General features: G+C 64.9%; 15 protein-coding genes and 1 pseudogene. 5 read left to right on the top strand and 11 right to left on the bottom strand.

Translation table 11 applies throughout. The annotated features are described in order from the left end of the window. Positions 1-8: 8 nt before the first annotated feature. From ABIA40_RS17520 to ABIA40_RS17490, 7 genes are all read right to left on the bottom strand, one after another. The gene (locus ABIA40_RS17520; RefSeq protein WP_057027174.1) at positions 9-473 is read right to left on the bottom strand and encodes a GFA family protein; all 465 of its coding nucleotides are present in this window, start codon (positions 471-473) and stop codon (positions 9-11) included. Continuing rightward, entirely contained in the window at positions 470-2,341 is a 1,872-nt protein-coding gene (locus ABIA40_RS17515; protein ID WP_271545244.1) for a methylmalonyl-CoA mutase family protein, read from the bottom strand. The genes ABIA40_RS17520 and ABIA40_RS17515 overlap by 4 nt, the downstream gene beginning before the upstream one ends. A gap of 81 nt (positions 2,342-2,422) precedes the next feature. After that, positions 2,423-2,914: a 2-amino-4-hydroxy-6-hydroxymethyldihydropteridine diphosphokinase gene (gene folK, locus ABIA40_RS17510; RefSeq protein ID WP_271545243.1), complete on the bottom strand. Its 492-nt coding sequence runs from the start codon at positions 2,912-2,914 to the stop codon at positions 2,423-2,425. 1 nt (position 2,915) lies between these two features. After that, the gene (gene folB / locus ABIA40_RS17505; RefSeq protein ID WP_271545242.1) at positions 2,916-3,284 is read right to left on the bottom strand and encodes a dihydroneopterin aldolase; all 369 of its coding nucleotides are present in this window, start codon (positions 3,282-3,284) and stop codon (positions 2,916-2,918) included. Continuing rightward, complete coding sequence (folP, locus tag ABIA40_RS17500) at positions 3,281-4,141, bottom strand: dihydropteroate synthase (RefSeq protein ID WP_271545241.1); 861 nt, start codon at positions 4,139-4,141, stop codon at positions 3,281-3,283. The genes folB and folP overlap by 4 nt, the downstream gene beginning before the upstream one ends. A 237-nt stretch (positions 4,142-4,378) precedes the next feature. Continuing rightward, entirely contained in the window at positions 4,379-4,786 is a 408-nt protein-coding gene (locus ABIA40_RS17495; protein ID WP_036005985.1) for a DUF4332 domain-containing protein, read from the bottom strand. Positions 4,787-4,810: 24 nt separating this feature from the next. After that, entirely contained in the window at positions 4,811-5,176 is a 366-nt protein-coding gene (locus tag ABIA40_RS17490; protein WP_057027235.1) for a hypothetical protein, read from the bottom strand. Positions 5,177-5,515: 339 nt separating this feature from the next. Between ABIA40_RS17490 and ABIA40_RS17485 the strand changes: the two genes are divergently transcribed. The 3 genes and pseudogenes from ABIA40_RS17485 (at position 5,516) to ABIA40_RS17475 (ending at position 8,916) form a co-directional block, all read left to right on the top strand. Continuing rightward, positions 5,516-7,144 carry a helicase HerA-like domain-containing protein gene (locus ABIA40_RS17485; RefSeq protein ID WP_271545240.1) on the top strand — a complete coding sequence of 543 codons (1,629 nt, stop codon included), beginning with the start codon at positions 5,516-5,518 and terminating at the stop codon, positions 7,142-7,144. A gap of 189 nt (positions 7,145-7,333) precedes the next feature. Further along, positions 7,334-7,495, top strand: a complete 162-nt coding sequence (locus ABIA40_RS17480) for a hypothetical protein (protein WP_404542402.1) — start codon at positions 7,334-7,336, stop codon at positions 7,493-7,495. Between the two features lie 25 nt (positions 7,496-7,520). After that, positions 7,521-8,916, top strand: a pseudogene (locus ABIA40_RS17475) (M20/M25/M40 family metallo-hydrolase). Between the two features lie 238 nt (positions 8,917-9,154). Here ABIA40_RS17475 and ABIA40_RS17470 read toward each other — a convergent pair. Further along, positions 9,155-9,934 (bottom strand): class II aldolase/adducin family protein, encoded by a 780-nt coding sequence (locus ABIA40_RS17470; protein WP_271545238.1) that lies wholly within the window; start codon positions 9,932-9,934, stop codon positions 9,155-9,157. 208 nt (positions 9,935-10,142) lie between these two features. Next, positions 10,143-11,792 (bottom strand): glycosyltransferase family 39 protein, encoded by a 1,650-nt coding sequence (locus tag ABIA40_RS17465; RefSeq protein ID WP_271545237.1) that lies wholly within the window; start codon positions 11,790-11,792, stop codon positions 10,143-10,145. 330 nt (positions 11,793-12,122) lie between these two features. Here ABIA40_RS17465 and ABIA40_RS17460 point away from each other — a divergent pair, with 330 nt between their 5' ends. Further along, a complete protein-coding gene (locus ABIA40_RS17460) occupies positions 12,123-12,983 on the top strand; it encodes a DUF308 domain-containing protein (RefSeq protein WP_271545236.1) in 861 nt (286 codons plus the stop codon). Positions 12,984-13,127: 144 nt separating this feature from the next. Continuing rightward, a complete protein-coding gene (locus ABIA40_RS17455; RefSeq protein WP_157282430.1) occupies positions 13,128-13,547 on the top strand; it encodes a MucR family transcriptional regulator in 420 nt (139 codons plus the stop codon). A gap of 161 nt (positions 13,548-13,708) precedes the next feature. Here ABIA40_RS17455 and ABIA40_RS17450 read toward each other — a convergent pair whose 3' ends face one another. Continuing rightward, the gene (locus ABIA40_RS17450) at positions 13,709-14,137 is read right to left on the bottom strand and encodes a SufE family protein (RefSeq protein ID WP_157282431.1); all 429 of its coding nucleotides are present in this window, start codon (positions 14,135-14,137) and stop codon (positions 13,709-13,711) included. 69 nt (positions 14,138-14,206) lie between these two features. Continuing rightward, positions 14,207-14,662, bottom strand: a complete 456-nt coding sequence (locus ABIA40_RS17445) for a DUF5330 domain-containing protein (protein ID WP_271545235.1) — start codon at positions 14,660-14,662, stop codon at positions 14,207-14,209. Positions 14,663-14,818 lie beyond the last annotated feature (156 nt).

Raw genomic sequence — 14,818 nt, 5'->3', positions numbered from 1 at the left:
GGACCGCCTCAATCATGATCCGGATGCTGATGGCTGACGATGGTCGCCATCTTCTCCGGTCCGTAATTCTGCTGCGTTGTCTGGCTCGGCAAATTGGCGATGCCGACGACCCAGCCGAGGCGGGATTCGATGCCGAACTGCCGCGTCGGCACCACCCGGTCAGGGCGATCGAAGGTACCGGTCATGATCTCGATCCGGTCGCCGTCGATGCGGCCGAAGCTCAGCGGTGTGCCGCAGGCGGCGCAATAGCCGCGATCGGCGATCGAGGAGGAGCGGAAGAACGACGGCTTGCCCTTGGTCCAGGCGAAATCGGTCTTGTTGATGTCGGCCAAAGAGGCGAACGGCGCGCCGCTCGCCTTCTGGCACATCCGGCAGTGGCAGATCGAAATCCTGGTCGGCGCCGTCATGACCGCAAATCGCACGGCGCCGCATTGGCAGCCGCCGGTGAGAACGGGTTTGCTGGTGTCGGTCATCGCTGTTCCATCCGTCGGTAGGCGTCCTGCAGTGCCGCAAGCGCATCGCCTCCGGCGAAGACAAAGCCCGTGACGCCGGCGGCTCGCAGCGCCGCCTCGGCCTCGGCCGGCCGGCCCGCCAGGTAGATATGTCGCCCGCCGGCCAATTGCAGGGCCTTTGCCGCGGCCTCGGCGTGTTCCGCATAACCCTTGTCGCTGGAACACAGACAGGCCAGCTCGGCGCCGGAGGCCTTGAAGGCCGCGGCCAGCTTGGCCGAATCGGCAAAGCCCTCGCTGCCTGTGGCCTCAATGCCGCCCGCCTCAAAAAAGCTCTTCGCGAACGTTGCGCGCGCGGTGAAATCGGCGGGCGTGCCGAGATTGGCCAGGAACACCTTTGGCCGTGCGCCCCGCGCCTTCAAACTCGCGTCGGATTTGTCGCGCAGCGCCTCGAACGGTTCCGCGAGACGGATCGGAGGCAGCGCCTCGAACTTGTAGGTCTGTTCGCCGTAGGGCGGAAGCGCGATCGGCGCTGCCTTCAGGACAGTGGCTTCGCTCTCGTGCAGGTTCGGAAACTCGCTGGCGCCGGTCAGTATGTCCCTGCGCTTCGCGATATTGGCCTCGCGCGCCTTGCGCGTGGCCGCGACCTTGCTTTGGAACACACCCTGCTGAAGCGCCGCGAACGCGCCACCGGCGCTCTCGCTCTCCTGGAACAGTGCCCACGCGGCATCGCACAGCTGCGCCGTCAGCGTCTCGATGCCGCCAGCCCCCGCCGCGGGATCGCTGACCTTGGCGAGGTTGCATTCTTCCAGCAGCAGAAGCTGCGTGTTACGCGCCACGCGCCGCGCGAACGGATCGGGCAGGCCGAGCGCCAGCGTATGCGGCAGCACGGTGATGGCATTGGCACCGGCCAGTCCCGCGGCGAACGCCGCCATGGTCGCGCGCAGCATGTTCACGTAGGGATCGCGTTGCGTCAGCATGCGCCAGGCGGTATCGGCCGCGATGAACAGCGGTTTCGGCGCCAGCCCGCAAGCGGTCTCGATGCGCGCCCATAGCAGCCGCAGGGCGCGGAACTTGGCCATGGTCAGGAATTGGTCGGCATCGGCGGCGAGCCGCGCATAGACCATGTCCTGCGCGGCTTCCAGCGGAATGCCCGCGCCTTCGATCGCGCGCAGGTAAGCGAGGCCGCAGGCGAGCACGAATGCGAGCTCCTGCACCTCCGAGCCGCCGGCATCATGGATCACGCGGCCGTCGGCGGAGGCGAACGGCCCCTTGAAGCCGAGCCCGGCGAGGCCCTTGATGGCGCCCGTAATCGCAGGGGCAACTTCGTCCCAGGTATAGGGGCTGTGGCCCCACACCGCGCCCGCCGCGAGCGGGTCGAGCCCGAAGCGGATGTTGCAGGCGCCGGGATCGAGGCCGTTGCTCTTCACATATTCCGCGACATGGATCGCGGCCATCCGCGATTGCGGTCCGATCTCGAGCTCGATGCCGATGCCGGCGTCGAGGTGAATGTCTTTCAGGATCTTTGCCACCGCCTCGGCCGACGGTTCCAGGCCGAACCCGCGCGCGCCATTGGCGCCGGCAAACACCAGCGCAAGCCCGCTCGCACCGTTCTCCAGATCCTGCAGCGCCTGCGCGTTCGCGAGCGCCGCATCGGGATGGTCGATCCGCTGCACGATCTGCCACGGCGCAGCCGGCGGTCGGCCCATCACCGGCACAACGCCCTTCGCGCGCGGATAGAGCGGCTCGATCTTGATGCCGTCATAGGTCTTGCCGACCAGCTTCTCGAACGGCGCGCCCTTCAGCACGCCGTCGACCAGCTTGCGCCAGTCCTCAGGCGTGGCCTTGGGAAAATCCGCCGCCAGCGGCAGGTCGTCAGTCACGGAGGTCATGCGGCGCGGGGCTCCCGAAAATCTTGTTATTCGCAGGCGAAATTGCCATGGCGGACCGTTCCTGCAAACGGTTGTTTTTGGTTAACCGGTATCCGGAAGCCGCTCAATCCCTTGCGTCGAGACGCTGGCGAGCCCGTCACGCACACGAATGGCTGAGATCACGCGGTCAGGTGCGATTTCGGCCAGCGGCACCAGCACGAAGGCGCGTTCGAACAGGCGCGGATGCGGCAGCGTCAAATCGGGCTTCTGCAAGGAGACATCGTCGTAGGCGATCATGTCGAGATCGAGCGTGCGCGGGCCCCAGCGCCGGTCTTTCTCGCGCGTGCGGCCGAATTTCTGCTCGACTTTCTGCAGCACGAACAATAGCGCATGCGGATCGAGGCTGGTCTCGATCTCGATGCAGGCATTGATGAAGGGATCCTGGTCCTCGTCGCCCCAGGGCGGGGTGGCATAGTCGGACGAGCGCGCGATCAGCGCCGCCTGTGCCATGCCGCAGATATGCGCGATCGCCTTCTTGAACGTCGTGCGGACGTCGCCGACATTGCCGCCAAGTGCGATCAGCACGCTCGCCATGCTAGGGATGCCGCGAGCGCGTCAGCACGATGCCGACATCGTCGAAGATCGCGGCGATCGGCGCGTGCGGCTTGTGCACGGTGACCTTCACGGCGCGGATGCGCGGAAAGTGCGACAGGATGGCATCGGCCACCGCGCCGGCCGCGCGCTCCAGGAGCTTGTAATTGGTATTCTTGAACGCCGCCGTCGTCGTCGTCACGACATCGGCGTAGGACACCGTGTCCGCGAGCCGGTCGCTGCGCGCAGGCTCGGACAGGTCGGTATAGAGCTCGAGATCGATGACGAAACGCTGGCCGACCTCGGTTTCGTGATCCATCACGCCGTGGCGGGCATGGATCGACAGGCCGGTGACGAAGATCGTGTCGGTCATTGCTTGCTCTCGATGGCCTGCGCCACCCGCAGGGCCTGCAGGGTTTCGGCGACGTCATGGGTCCGGATGATCTTGGCGCCGCGCTGCGCGGCGACCAGATGCGCCGCGATCGAGCCGGCGAGCCGCTCCGATGGCTCGGACGGCGACACCGAGGCGATGAAGCGTTTGCGAGAGGCGCCGACCAGGATCGGCAGGCCGAACATGTCGAGCTCGCGCAAGCGCGCCAGCGCGGTCATGCTCTGCTCGGCGGTCTTGCCGAAGCCGATCCCGGGATCGAGCACGATTTTTTCGCGCGCGATGCCTGTCTTCGCGGCAATATCGAGCGAGCGCAGGAAGAATGTCTTGATATCAGCGACGATGTCGATGGCGGGATCGACGCTGTCGCGGTTGTGCATGACGATGACCGGAACGCCCCTGGCGGCGATCAGCGGTGCCATGCCGGCGTCGCGCTGCAGGCCCCAAACGTCGTTGGCGATCGCCGCGCCCTGGTCGAGCGCGAAGGCCACCACCTCCGCCTTCATGCTGTCGATCGAGACGGGCACACCGAGCGCCACGACGTCCGATAGCACCGGCTTCAGCCGCGCGAGCTCTTCCGCCGCCGTGACCGGCCGGGCGCCCTTGTAGGGCCGGGTGGATTCGGCGCCGATATCGATGATGTCGACGCCGGCGGCGATCATCGCCCGCGCCCGCTCCAGCGCCCGCGCCGGCGCGGTGAACTCGCCGCCGTCGGAGAAGGAATCCGGGGTGATGTTGAGCACGCCCATCACCGCAGGAAGCGGCCCGCCCACGAGCGTCCGCAGTGCGCCGATCCCGGCCGAGCCGGCCGGCGGGACGGAAGGGGAGGGCGAGGCATTCATGCGGCCCGCTTTGCGCGGTCGCGAAGGGGGTGTCAAGCCGGGATTGAGGGCGATTCGCGGCCATTCCGATGCGCACAGACGGCCGAAAGGATGCGATGTTTTTGCCCACACGCCGTCATTGCGAGCGCAGCGAAGCAACCCAGAGTGTCACCGCGGAAAGATTCTGGATTGCTTCGCTGCGCTCGCAATGACGATGCGGGAGCAGTGGTACCCCACCTCTCCGGCTTGATCCGCAGCTTAGTACGTAATCTTCGGCGGCAGCTTCTTGGCCTTGGCGATGATGTCGCCGACCGACTTCTCGGAAGGCAGGACGCGGACCAGCTTCTTCTTCTCGTTGGCCTCGCGCATGCTCTGCGCCAACCTCGCCGGATTTCGATAGGCGAGCTCGCGCACGGTGGTGACGCCGGCGGCGCGGACGAGCCCGACCTTGGCCCTGCCCATGCCGGGGATGCGCATGTAGTCGGAGACGTTGGCCCATTCCAGCAATTGCTGCTCGCTGATGCCGGTCTTGGCCGAAAGCGCCTTGCGGCCCTTCACGGTGGACGCCGCCTCGAGCAGCGCGTCGGTGGTGCGGATTCCTTGCGCCTTCAACTTGTTGGCGGCAAAGGCCGGCAGGCCCTCAATCTCGGAAATCGGATATGTCATGATACTCGATATGAAAAGCGTCGCTCAGGCGAACTGGCTGAGGCCCGGCGTCCCCGCGATGATCTTGCCCATCTGATCCGCTCCGATTTTGTCTCGCCCGTAGCGGAAAAGTTCACGGGCGACGTTTTGAATCTCGGACATGCCGAGCCCCAGGCCCATCAGGCGGGTGCCGACGGCCATCAAGCCGCCGCCCATCAGCCGCGACAGACCGCCACCGCTCTTGGAGGCTTCGATCGCAGCTTCCGCTCCGGGGATCTGGTCGATCAGGGCCTGCACACTGTCGGAAGGGCCCTCGTTGCGAAGGAAGGCCAGGATAATGCCGACGGTCTTTTCAGCGACAGCACCATCTATGCTGGCGTTTGTCGCCAGCCGTCCGATCAGCTCGTCCATAAGACCCCGCCCCTCAGCCGGTTTGCATGCCGGAATATTGCTTTCGAAAATGATCTTGAGCCGGTGTGACGTGAAATACAAGCGATGAACGCAGGCGCCGTCGCGAACGCGCGAAAAGTGTTGCCGCCGTGCAAGAGCCTAGAACGAATCGGCGAAAAATTGCCGCTATGCGAAACGCCTCGTTGCTACTTTGGGCTGACCGTGTCCGTCCGGTCGGACAATGTCGCATGCGCAGGAGCCGCTGAACCGATTTAATCGGCGCACGAGATGCGTTAAACTACGGAATTGGTGCATTCGGGTTTCGAGACGCGAAACTCGGCAGAGAGATCAGAGAGAATAATGACCGCACAGGACAGCAAGCTCGGCGATACCGACGACAAGATCTTCGTCGGCAAGGGAGACGAGCAGGCTTGGCTGACGCTTGCGCTGGCCAATCGCCACGGCCTCGTCACGGGTGCAACCGGAACCGGCAAGACGGTGTCGCTGCAAGTGATGGCGGAAGGATTTGCGCGCGCCGGTGTTCCGGTCTTCGCGGCCGACATCAAGGGCGACCTCTCCGGAATCTCGGAAGTCGGCGAGGCCAAAGACTTCATTCTCAAGCGCGCCGGCGAAATGGGTCTCAAGTTTCAGCCGGACCAGTTCTCGACCGTGTTCTGGGACGTGTTCGGCGAGCAGGGACATCCGGTCCGCGCCACCGTCACCGAAATGGGGCCGCTATTGCTGGCGCGGATGCTCGACCTGAACGAGGTGCAGGAAGGGGTTCTCAACGTCGCATTCCGCGTCGCGGACGAGAACGGCCTGCCATTGTTGGACATGAAGGATCTGCGATCGCTGTTGGATGCGATCGTGCCCGCCAGCGGCAAGAAGGGACCGGATGCTGAGGAAGATCCGTTAGCCGAGATCCGGAAGGCCGCGCAGAGCTTCGGCAATGTGAGCAAGGCGACGGTTGGAACCATTCAACGCCAGCTGCTGGTGCTGGAAAACCAGGGCGGAACGAAATTCTTCGGTGAGCCTGCACTGGAGCTGAAGGATTTCATGAAGACCGATAGCGACGGTCGCGGCATCGTCAACATCCTGGTTGCCGACAAGCTGATGGAGAGCCCCAGGCTCTACGCTACCTTTCTGTTGTGGTTGCTGTCGGAGTTGTTTGAGGAATTGCCGGAAGCCGGCGACCTGCCGAAGCCAAAACTGGTGTTCTTTTTCGACGAGGCGCATCTGCTGTTCAACGATGCGCCGAAGGCGTTGATGGACAAGATCGAGCAGGTGGTTCGTCTGATCCGTTCCAAGGGCGTCGGCGTCTATTTCGTCACCCAAAATCCGATCGACGTGCCGGACAAGGTGTTGGCCCAATTGGGCGGTCGCGTGCAGCATGCGCTGCGCGCCTTCACGCCGCGCGACCAGAAGGCGGTTGCCGCTGCGGCGCAGACCTTCCGGCCCAACCCGAAGCTCGACACCGCCAAGGTGATCACGGAGCTCGGCAAGGGCGAGGCGCTGGTGTCCTTCCTCGAGGGCAACGGCACGCCTTCGATGGTGGAGCGGGTGATGATCCGGCCGCCGACGGCGCGGATCGGGCCGATCATGCCCGAGGAGCGCAAGGCGATCATGAGCAGGAGCCCGGTGAGGGGCAAATACGATACCGCGGTGGATCGTGAGTCCGCCAATGAGATGCTGCAGAAGCGCGTAGCCGGCACGGCTGCGCCTGCCGACGCACAAAATGGTGGAGCCGGCGCAGGCGGCGGAATCCTTGGCCAGATCGGCTCGATCGTCGGCACCGTCTTCGGCACCAACGTCAAGCGAGGTCGTCTGTCGACCGGCCAGGTCATTGCCCGCGACGTGACGCGATCGGTCACCAACCAGGTGATCGGCGGGATGGCCGCCAATATCGGCAAGTCGCTCGGCGGCCAGCTCGGCGGCTCGATCGGCCGTACGCTGGTCCGCGGCGCGCTCGGCGGATTGCTACGGCGTTAGGCAGAGCGCCCGGCGGGCAAGCATGCATCGACCCCTTTCGCGATCTGCAAGGGGCCGAACGTCACACATCCTAGTGAGGCGACTCCCTAAGCCCCTGCCGGTCTGCTAGGTCCTGGACGATCCCAACAAGCCGCCGCGTCCCATGCATGTGATCGACCTCGACTACAATACGGCGAACTGGCCATCCTCATGCTGCTGTCGCTGCCGTGGTTTCCGCTCGCCTTCCAGGCTTGGGGCAACAACCTCGCTGCGACCGCCATCCTCGCAGGGTGTCTCGCCTGGCACATCCGGCATCCGCCGCTTGCGGCTGGCCCCGAGGCCGCACGGGCGCTAAAACCCGGGACCTCTTGAGACTCAAACAACCAGGATAGCAATCATGGCCAACGCGCAGCTCCAATCCGTGCTCGACCACATCGACAAGGATTTCGACAACAGCCTGCAGCGCCTGTTCTCGTTGCTGCGGATCAAGTCGATCTCGGCCGATCCCGCCTTCGCCGATGATTGCAAGGCTGCCGCCGAGCATCTCGCCAGGGACATCGCCAGCCTCGGTGTCGCCACCGAGGTGAGGCCGACCGCGGGTCATCCCGCCGTCGTCGGCAAGACCGGCGCGGGCGGGCGGCCGCACGTGCTGTTCTACGGCCATTACGATGTGCAGCCGGTCGACCCGCTCGATCTCTGGCATCGTCCGCCGTTCGAGCCCGTCGTCACCGATCATGCCGACGGCCGCAAGATCATCGTCGCGCGCGGCGCCGAGGACGATAAAGGGCAGGTGATGACGTTCGTCGAGGCCTGCCGCGCCTGGAAGAAGGTGACGGGCTCGCTGCCGGTCGACGTCACCTTCCTGATCGAAGGCGAGGAGGAGGTCGGCTCGAAGAACTTCGTGCCCTTCATCGAGGCCAACAAGGACGAGTTCAAGGCCGATTACGTGCTGGTGTGCGACACCAGCATGTGGGACCGCAACACGCCGGCGATCACGACCTCGCTGCGCGGCCTGCTCTATGAAGAGCTCAAGATCACCGCCGCCAATCGCGATCTGCATTCCGGCGTGTTCGGCGGCACCGCGATGAACCCGATCCGCCTGCTCACGAAGATCCTGGGTGGCCTGTTCGACGACGACAACCGCATCACCATCCCCGGCTTCTATGACGGCGTGAAGGACACGCCGCCCGATATCCTGGAGCAGTGGAAGAAGCTCGATTTCACGCCCAAGACCTTTCTCAAGCCGGTCGGGCTGTCGCTCCCGGCTGGCGAGAAGGGCAGGCTGCTGGTCGAGCAGGCCTCGACGCGCCCGACCTGCGACGTCAACGGCATCTGGGGCGGCTATATCGGCGAGGGCTCCAAGACCGTGATCCCCTCGCATGCTTCGGCCAAGGTCTCGTTCCGCCTGGTTCAGGGCCAGGACCCGCAAAAGATCCGCAAGGCCTTCCGTGATTACGTGACGGCGCGCATTCCCGGCGATTGCAAGGTCGAGTTCGGCGACCATTCTGCCGCGCCCGCAGTCGCGCTCGACTGGACCATGAAGCCGCTCGCCGCCGCCAGCAAGGCGCTCGCGGAGGAATGGGGCAAGGAGAACCGTGCTGATGGGCTCGGGCGCCTCGATCCCGATCGTCGCCGACTTCAAGCGCACGCTCGGCCTCGACTCGCTGCTGGTGGGGTTTGGCCTTGACGACGACAACATCCACTCGCCGAACGAGAAATACGACCTGCAGAGCTTCCAGAAGGGCATCCGCTCCTGGGCAAGGATCCTCGCCGCGCTGGCGGAGGTGAAATAACGCACGGTGCCGTAGGGCGGGCAAAGCGCAGCGTGCCCACTACTTCGCGCGCAAGCCGCAAGATGGTGGGCACGGCGCGATGCGCCTTTGCCCACCCTACGAGACCTCACCCCGTCATTGCTTCGCTGCGCTCGCAATGACGACTCAAATAAAAACGCCGCCCGGAATTGGGCGGCGTTTCATTCCGATACGTGCAGAGGTAGTTCGACGCAAACACTACCTCAATTTCGTGAAAATCTCAAGACCTGTAGCCGGGATTGACGCGGTCGAGCTTCCGCAGCAAGGGCGGCCAAACGAGATTGGTGGCGCGCAGCTCGGCGCGGTCGCGGTTCGACAACAGCTCCGTGTTCTTCTCGATCGCGATCTCCTCGACCGGATAGACCGGCGTGCCGAGCGCGCGCGTGCGCACCTGCATCGAGCAGGCGCGCTCGAGATGGTACATGCGCTCGAACGCGGAGGCGACCGAGCGGCCGACCGTCAGCGTGCCGTGATTGCGCAGGAGCATGTGGTTGTGGTCGCCGAGATCCTTCTGCAGCCGCGGCCGCTCCTCGTGGTCGAGCGCGATGCCTTCATAGTCGTGATAGGCGAGGTCGTGGGTGACGAGCTGGGCGGTCTGGTTCAGGGGCAAGAGGCCTTCCGCGCTGCTCGACACCGCGGTTCCGTCGAGAGTGTGGAGGTGCAGCACGCAGATCGCGTCCTCGCGCACCTCGTGGATCGCCGAATGGATGGTGAAGCCGGCAGGGTTGATGCTGTACTCGCTCTCGGAGAGCTGATTGCCGTGCAGGTCGACCTTGACGAGGCTGGAGGCCGTGATTTCCTCAAACATCAGCCCGTAGGGATTGATCAGGAAGTGATGGTCGGGACCGGGCACGCGCGCGGAGATGTGGGTGTCGACCAGATCGTCCCAGCCGTAGAGGGCGACCAGGCGATAGCAGGCGGCGAGATTGACCCGTTGCTGCCACTCCGCCTCCGTCATGTTGGAGGGGACTTCCCTCAGGCGAGCTTCTGCTGGCGACATGGCTGATCTCTCCGAACCTCGTTGTTGCGGAACGGGAGCGTAGTCGCGGGAGAGGCTTGCGGCAAGGCGCGAGGAGCGTGGCTGTCAAGCGTGGCCCGCATGGAGCGCGTAGCCCGCATGGAGCGAAGCGGAATGCGGGGCAGCTCGCACGATGCCACAGGTCCCGGATTACGCTTCGCTCCATCCGGGCTACGGATACGGAGAAATCCTACGGCGCCGGGATCGACAGCAGGCTGGAAATGCCGCGGCCGCGGATGTCGTAGACGCGCGCGAACACCACGTCGTCGCGCTTGATCTCGACCATGACCGGGGCGGTGAGGCCCTTGCAGTAGAACTCGCCGAGCGTCATGGCGAAATCGGCCGCGTTGGAATCCCAGCCGATGGTGAAGTCGGGCCCGAGCGCCACCTGGGCCGGGCGCTGCGGACCACACACCGCCACCTTCCATTTGCGGTTGCCGGGCGGCACTTCCTGGCGCTCGACGAGCTGCTCGCGCAATCCGTCGGAGGCCTGCTTCAGGGCGAGACCCCAATAGTCCAGCATGAAGCGGTCGTCGGCGCCGCGCACGGTGCCGGCGATGTGGTTGAAGTGCGTGTATTGATAGGGGTGCAGCCGGATCATCTCGGCGAGCGACAGCGCAAGGCCGAAGCAGAAGGTGGCGAGCACGACCGGCTGCCAAGTGCGGTGATTGGCCCGCAGGCGCTCCATGGTCCGGGCGAAGGCGACGCCGCCGAGCACCGCCATCGGCGGGATCACGAAGACGAAATGGCGGATGCCGTTGTAGAGCGCCGGGCGCTTCACCATCGCGATCGCGAGCGGCAGGGTCGCAGCCAGCGTCAGCATCAGGAGGATGGTCTTGCGGCGCGCCGGAACCTCGCGCCGCGGCAGCATGGCGAAGGTGCTGACGATCGCACCGCCCATCAGAACCAGCATCACCTCGGGCAGCTGCAGGGCGAACAGCGTCGGCAGATACGACCAGGGCATGTCGGGCACCGACACGATCGCACCGTCGAACATCTCCTTCCACGGCTTCTCGAAGAAATGCGAGAAGTAGGTCAGCGCCGCCAAGGGATTGCCTGGCTCCATGATCGACCACGGCCAGATCAGGCCCATCACGAGGTAGCCGAGCACGAGGCCTGGCAGCAGCACATAGACGACATGGACGAAGCGGCGAACGGATTCGCGCGGACCTTCGGTGCGCAATTCCTCCAGCAACAGCGGCACGAAGCCGACCACGGCGTAGACGAGCGCGAGTCCGCCGAGAACACGGCAGCCGAGCGAAAGGCCGGCCCCCAAGCCGACGATCAGGATCGTGCGCGGCGATGGCTGCGGATATTCCTCGGCGAGCCGGACGAGGCCGAGCATCAGGACGACCATGGCGACCGCGAAGGGTGCATCCTTCGGGTTCATGAACATGTGGCCGTAAAAGGTCGGGCAGAGCGCAAGCAGGAGGAGGGAGGCCAGACCGGCAAGGGGTCCGCCGATGCGGCGGCCGAGCCGCCATGTCACGGCAAGCCCGATTACGCCGACGATGGCGCCGACCAGACGGCGGGTCTCGAACAGCTCGAGCGGAATGACCTTGTGCAGCAGGGCCGCGACCATGTCGAAGCCGCCGCCATACATGTAGAGATTGGCGAAGGAGAGTGCTGCGGTGTCCTTGAAGCCGGAACCGAACATGCGCAGCAGCAGGTCGGCATATTCGGCGTGGGTGTAGTCATCCCAGCCGAGCCCGTAGTCGCGGAAGGTCAAGCCCGCAATGACGGCGACCGCGGCCAGCACCAGCATGGCGAGATCGTCGCAAGTCCGTTCGATCGAGCGCCGCTGAGGCGTGTCGATCGCCGAAGTCGTGATGGATGTCATGGCTATCGGTGCCCCGGAATCCCCTTTTGGCCCTGCTGGCGCGCGCGGGCCTCAACCCCGGACTCCCTATAGCGCAGTTCCATTACCAAGTAATTGGGCATTATGGCTAAATTCCTGATGCGACGCAGCAATTCCGGTTGGCACCCATTCAGATGACTTTGCGAGCAGCTTTAGCAGTAGCGAGCCTCGGCTGAAGGGAATGTGAATAAGTCCCTGATTTCCTTCCCTTTAGGAACACTGCCCAGAATTGGCCGTTGGCGTGGAACAGCGTATGACGGTATCGTGGCGTAGCGGTTCTCGCGCGTGGATGCGCGGCCGGGGGTGAGTTCGATGAATTTGGCATTGCTGATCGTGGGGATTTGCGCCGTGCTGGCGGGTCTCCTCGCGGTGATTTTCGGCATGACGATCAGGGAATTCAGCCTCGGCGGGACTCTCATAGTCTCCGGCACCATTGGCGTCTGCTCCGGAATGTTACTGATCGGCCTGCATCTGGTGCTGCTCGAGCTCAGGGGCATCGCACGCCGGCTGGCCGGTGCGGTCGCGCCATCCGAGGTTCGGGTCAGGCCCGCGCTGCCGGGCCTCGCTGTGCCTGGCGTAGTCGCGCCCGAGCCGGTGCCCGCTGCGGCGGTGAGAGCCGAGCCGGCGCCGCCGCCACCGCCCGCAAGTCCGCCGCCATGGCAGAGCGAAGCTGCCGCGCGCGAGCGGCCGCATGCCGAGGCACCGCAGCAGGAGCCGGAAGCCCCGACCCCGCCTCCCGCTCCGGAAGCGTCGCGCCGGCGCAACCTGCTGTTCGCCTCGACCTCACGCAAGGAGCGCGAGCGCGCGGAGGCGAAATCCGGTGAAGTTGCGCCGCCGCCTGCGGAGGCGGGTGAGGCTCCCAACTTTCCGCCGCCTGCGAGCTTTGACGTGGCCTGGCCGAAGCCGGACCGTACGCGCGCGTCGGAGCCGCAGGCCGCCCCGCGCCGTCCGCCGCCGCGCTCGCCGTCGCCCCCCGCAGAGACCGCCCCACCGTCGCCACCCGAGCCGCCGCCCGTGGAGCCCGCACCCGTGACGGTGCTCAAGTCCGGCGTCGTCGATGGCATGGCCTATTCGCTCTATTCCGATGGCTCCATCGAGGCGCAGATGCCGGAGGGCATGATGCGCTTTGCCTCGATCGACGAGCTCCGCGCCCATCTCGACCAGCGCGGTTGAGGCGGTCCGCTGAAGTAAAGCGGCGCCTTTCACCAGTAATCAGTGCATCGTCGTCAGTTGTCGTGTTCTAGCCGAATGTATTCTTGACAGTGAATACTTCGGTGGCGTCAATCCCGTAACCACAAGCGGACAAGGGAGGGGCGCATGTCGGATGCGGGGGCGAAGAATTTCATCGAGCTGACCGCGAGCATCGTGTCGGCCTATCTCCGCAACAATCCGACGCCGGCGGCCGAGATTCCGAACCTGATCAGTCAGGTGCATGGCGCCTTGGTGCGGGTCTCGTCAGGCCGCACCGAGACCGCGCCGCTGGAGCCGGCCAAGCCCGCCGTCTCGCTCAAGAAGTCGATCGCGCCCGATTATCTCGTGTGCCTCGAAGACGGCAAGCGCTTCAAGTCGCTGAAGCGCCATTTGCGCACGCAGTACAACATGACGCCGGAGCAGTACCGCGAGAAGTGGGGCTTGCCGGCCGACTATCCCATGGTCGCCCCGAACTATGCGGTGGCGCGCTCGCAACTGGCCAAGCAGATGGGCCTCGGGCAGCAGCAGCGGAAGAAGGGGAAGTAGTTCAGGCCCGAGATCCCGTAGGGTGGGCAAAGGCGCTCTTGCGCCGTGCCCACGAATTCTCACCAATCACACGCAAATGGTGGGCACGCTCCGCTTTGCCAACCCTACGGCAGTTTGCTGTGTGGTTCGGTACGTGCGCTCCTCACTCGAGCGGGCTTTGCTCACGTCGCTTCCGCGAGCGCCTCTCTCGCATCGGTCTTGATGCGCTCGACCATCGAGCGCAGGCCGTTGGAGCGCTGCGGCGTCAGATGATCGCGAAAGCCGAACTCGTTGAACACGGCGATCGCGTCGGTATCGAGGATCTCCCGCGGCGTGCGGCCCGAATACAGCGCGAGCACGATCGCGACCAGCCCGCGCACGATATGGGCGTCACTGTCGCCGCGATATTTCAGGACCGGCTCGCCATTGCTGCGATCGACCGTCTTCTGCAGCCAGACCTGGCTGACGCAGCCCTGGACCTTGTTCTGGGCCGAGTGTTCTGCCTCCGGCATCGGTTCCAGAGTGCGGCCGAGCTCGATGACGTACCGGTAGCGGTCGTCCCACTCGTCCAGAAGCTCGAAATTGTCCCTGATATCGTCGATCGTCGTCATATCGGCCCGCAGTTCCCGCTTACCGCCAATATAGAGACGCGAAGCCCTGAAATCGATAGGGCTTGGACGCTAATTCGCCGGCCCCGGTCCGCGCCATTCGAGCGCAAGGTCATCCTGGGTCAGGGTATCGCGCGGCGCCTCGCTCGCTGCAAGATCGCCTTCGCCGGCCTGCGCGATCGAGCCGGTATGGTCGGGCGCCTTCTTGCTGTCGGTCTTGCCGTCGTTCCTGCCGCCGTCGTTCTTGTCGTTGGTGATCTGCTCTTTCTTGTCGTTGATGATCTGATAGAGCTTCTTCGCGCCGTCCTGGGCGCGCTGGCCGATGATGGTCGCGGCCTGGCCGCCGACCTCGCAGGCCGCCGGCTGGCGCTTACAGAACTGGGTCACGTCGGAAACGGCCGCGGTCGCGGCCTGCACCGCATCGGCGGCGCCGATCTGCGGCAGCTTGTCCGATTCGGGCGTCTTGTCCCGCGGCAGGAGCACCAGCACCAGCCCGAGCCAGAATGTGATGCGGAGCAGAAAGCGCATCTTATCGACCTGTCCGTTAGACTCCGCCCGCGGCGATCTCCCGCGGATGTCGGACCTAGCGATCCTCGATAAATCGCAAGTGATTGCCTTGAGCTTAATTCGCGGAAAATTGACGCAAAATTCTTCCGCAGCGACGTTCCGGTAAATTTTCGATTG

The organism is Bradyrhizobium sp. USDA 223, from assembly GCF_044909005.1.
GTDB classification, from domain to species: Bacteria; Pseudomonadota; Alphaproteobacteria; order Rhizobiales; family Xanthobacteraceae; genus Bradyrhizobium; species Bradyrhizobium yuanmingense.
The sequence above is the reverse complement of the archived record's forward strand: the minus strand, read 5'-3'. Positions and strand labels throughout refer to the sequence as shown.

What these genes read in the sequence shown, in the direction of transcription:
- ABIA40_RS17520 (WP_057027174.1), bottom strand. Translation starts at nt 473, where the DNA reads ATGACCGACACCAGCAAACCCGTTCTCACCGGCGGCTGCCAATGCGGC.
- ABIA40_RS17515 (WP_271545244.1), bottom strand. Translation starts at nt 2,341, where the DNA reads ATGACCTCCGTGACTGACGACCTGCCGCTGGCGGCGGATTTTCCCAAG.
- folK (WP_271545243.1), bottom strand. Translation starts at nt 2,914, where the DNA reads ATGGCGAGCGTGCTGATCGCACTTGGCGGCAATGTCGGCGACGTCCGC.
- folB (WP_271545242.1), bottom strand. Translation starts at nt 3,284, where the DNA reads ATGACCGACACGATCTTCGTCACCGGCCTGTCGATCCATGCCCGCCAC.
- folP (WP_271545241.1), bottom strand. Translation starts at nt 4,141, where the DNA reads ATGAATGCCTCGCCCTCCCCTTCCGTCCCGCCGGCCGGCTCGGCCGGG.
- ABIA40_RS17495 (WP_036005985.1), bottom strand. Translation starts at nt 4,786, where the DNA reads ATGACATATCCGATTTCCGAGATTGAGGGCCTGCCGGCCTTTGCCGCC.
- ABIA40_RS17490 (WP_057027235.1), bottom strand. Translation starts at nt 5,176, where the DNA reads ATGGACGAGCTGATCGGACGGCTGGCGACAAACGCCAGCATAGATGGT.
- ABIA40_RS17485 (WP_271545240.1), top strand. Translation starts at nt 5,516, where the DNA reads ATGACCGCACAGGACAGCAAGCTCGGCGATACCGACGACAAGATCTTC.
- ABIA40_RS17480 (WP_404542402.1), top strand. Translation starts at nt 7,334, where the DNA reads ATGCTGCTGTCGCTGCCGTGGTTTCCGCTCGCCTTCCAGGCTTGGGGC.
- ABIA40_RS17470 (WP_271545238.1), bottom strand. Translation starts at nt 9,934, where the DNA reads ATGTCGCCAGCAGAAGCTCGCCTGAGGGAAGTCCCCTCCAACATGACG.
- ABIA40_RS17465 (WP_271545237.1), bottom strand. Translation starts at nt 11,792, where the DNA reads ATGACATCCATCACGACTTCGGCGATCGACACGCCTCAGCGGCGCTCG.
- ABIA40_RS17460 (WP_271545236.1), top strand. Translation starts at nt 12,123, where the DNA reads ATGAATTTGGCATTGCTGATCGTGGGGATTTGCGCCGTGCTGGCGGGT.
- ABIA40_RS17455 (WP_157282430.1), top strand. Translation starts at nt 13,128, where the DNA reads ATGTCGGATGCGGGGGCGAAGAATTTCATCGAGCTGACCGCGAGCATC.
- ABIA40_RS17450 (WP_157282431.1), bottom strand. Translation starts at nt 14,137, where the DNA reads ATGACGACGATCGACGATATCAGGGACAATTTCGAGCTTCTGGACGAG.
- ABIA40_RS17445 (WP_271545235.1), bottom strand. Translation starts at nt 14,662, where the DNA reads ATGCGCTTTCTGCTCCGCATCACATTCTGGCTCGGGCTGGTGCTGGTG.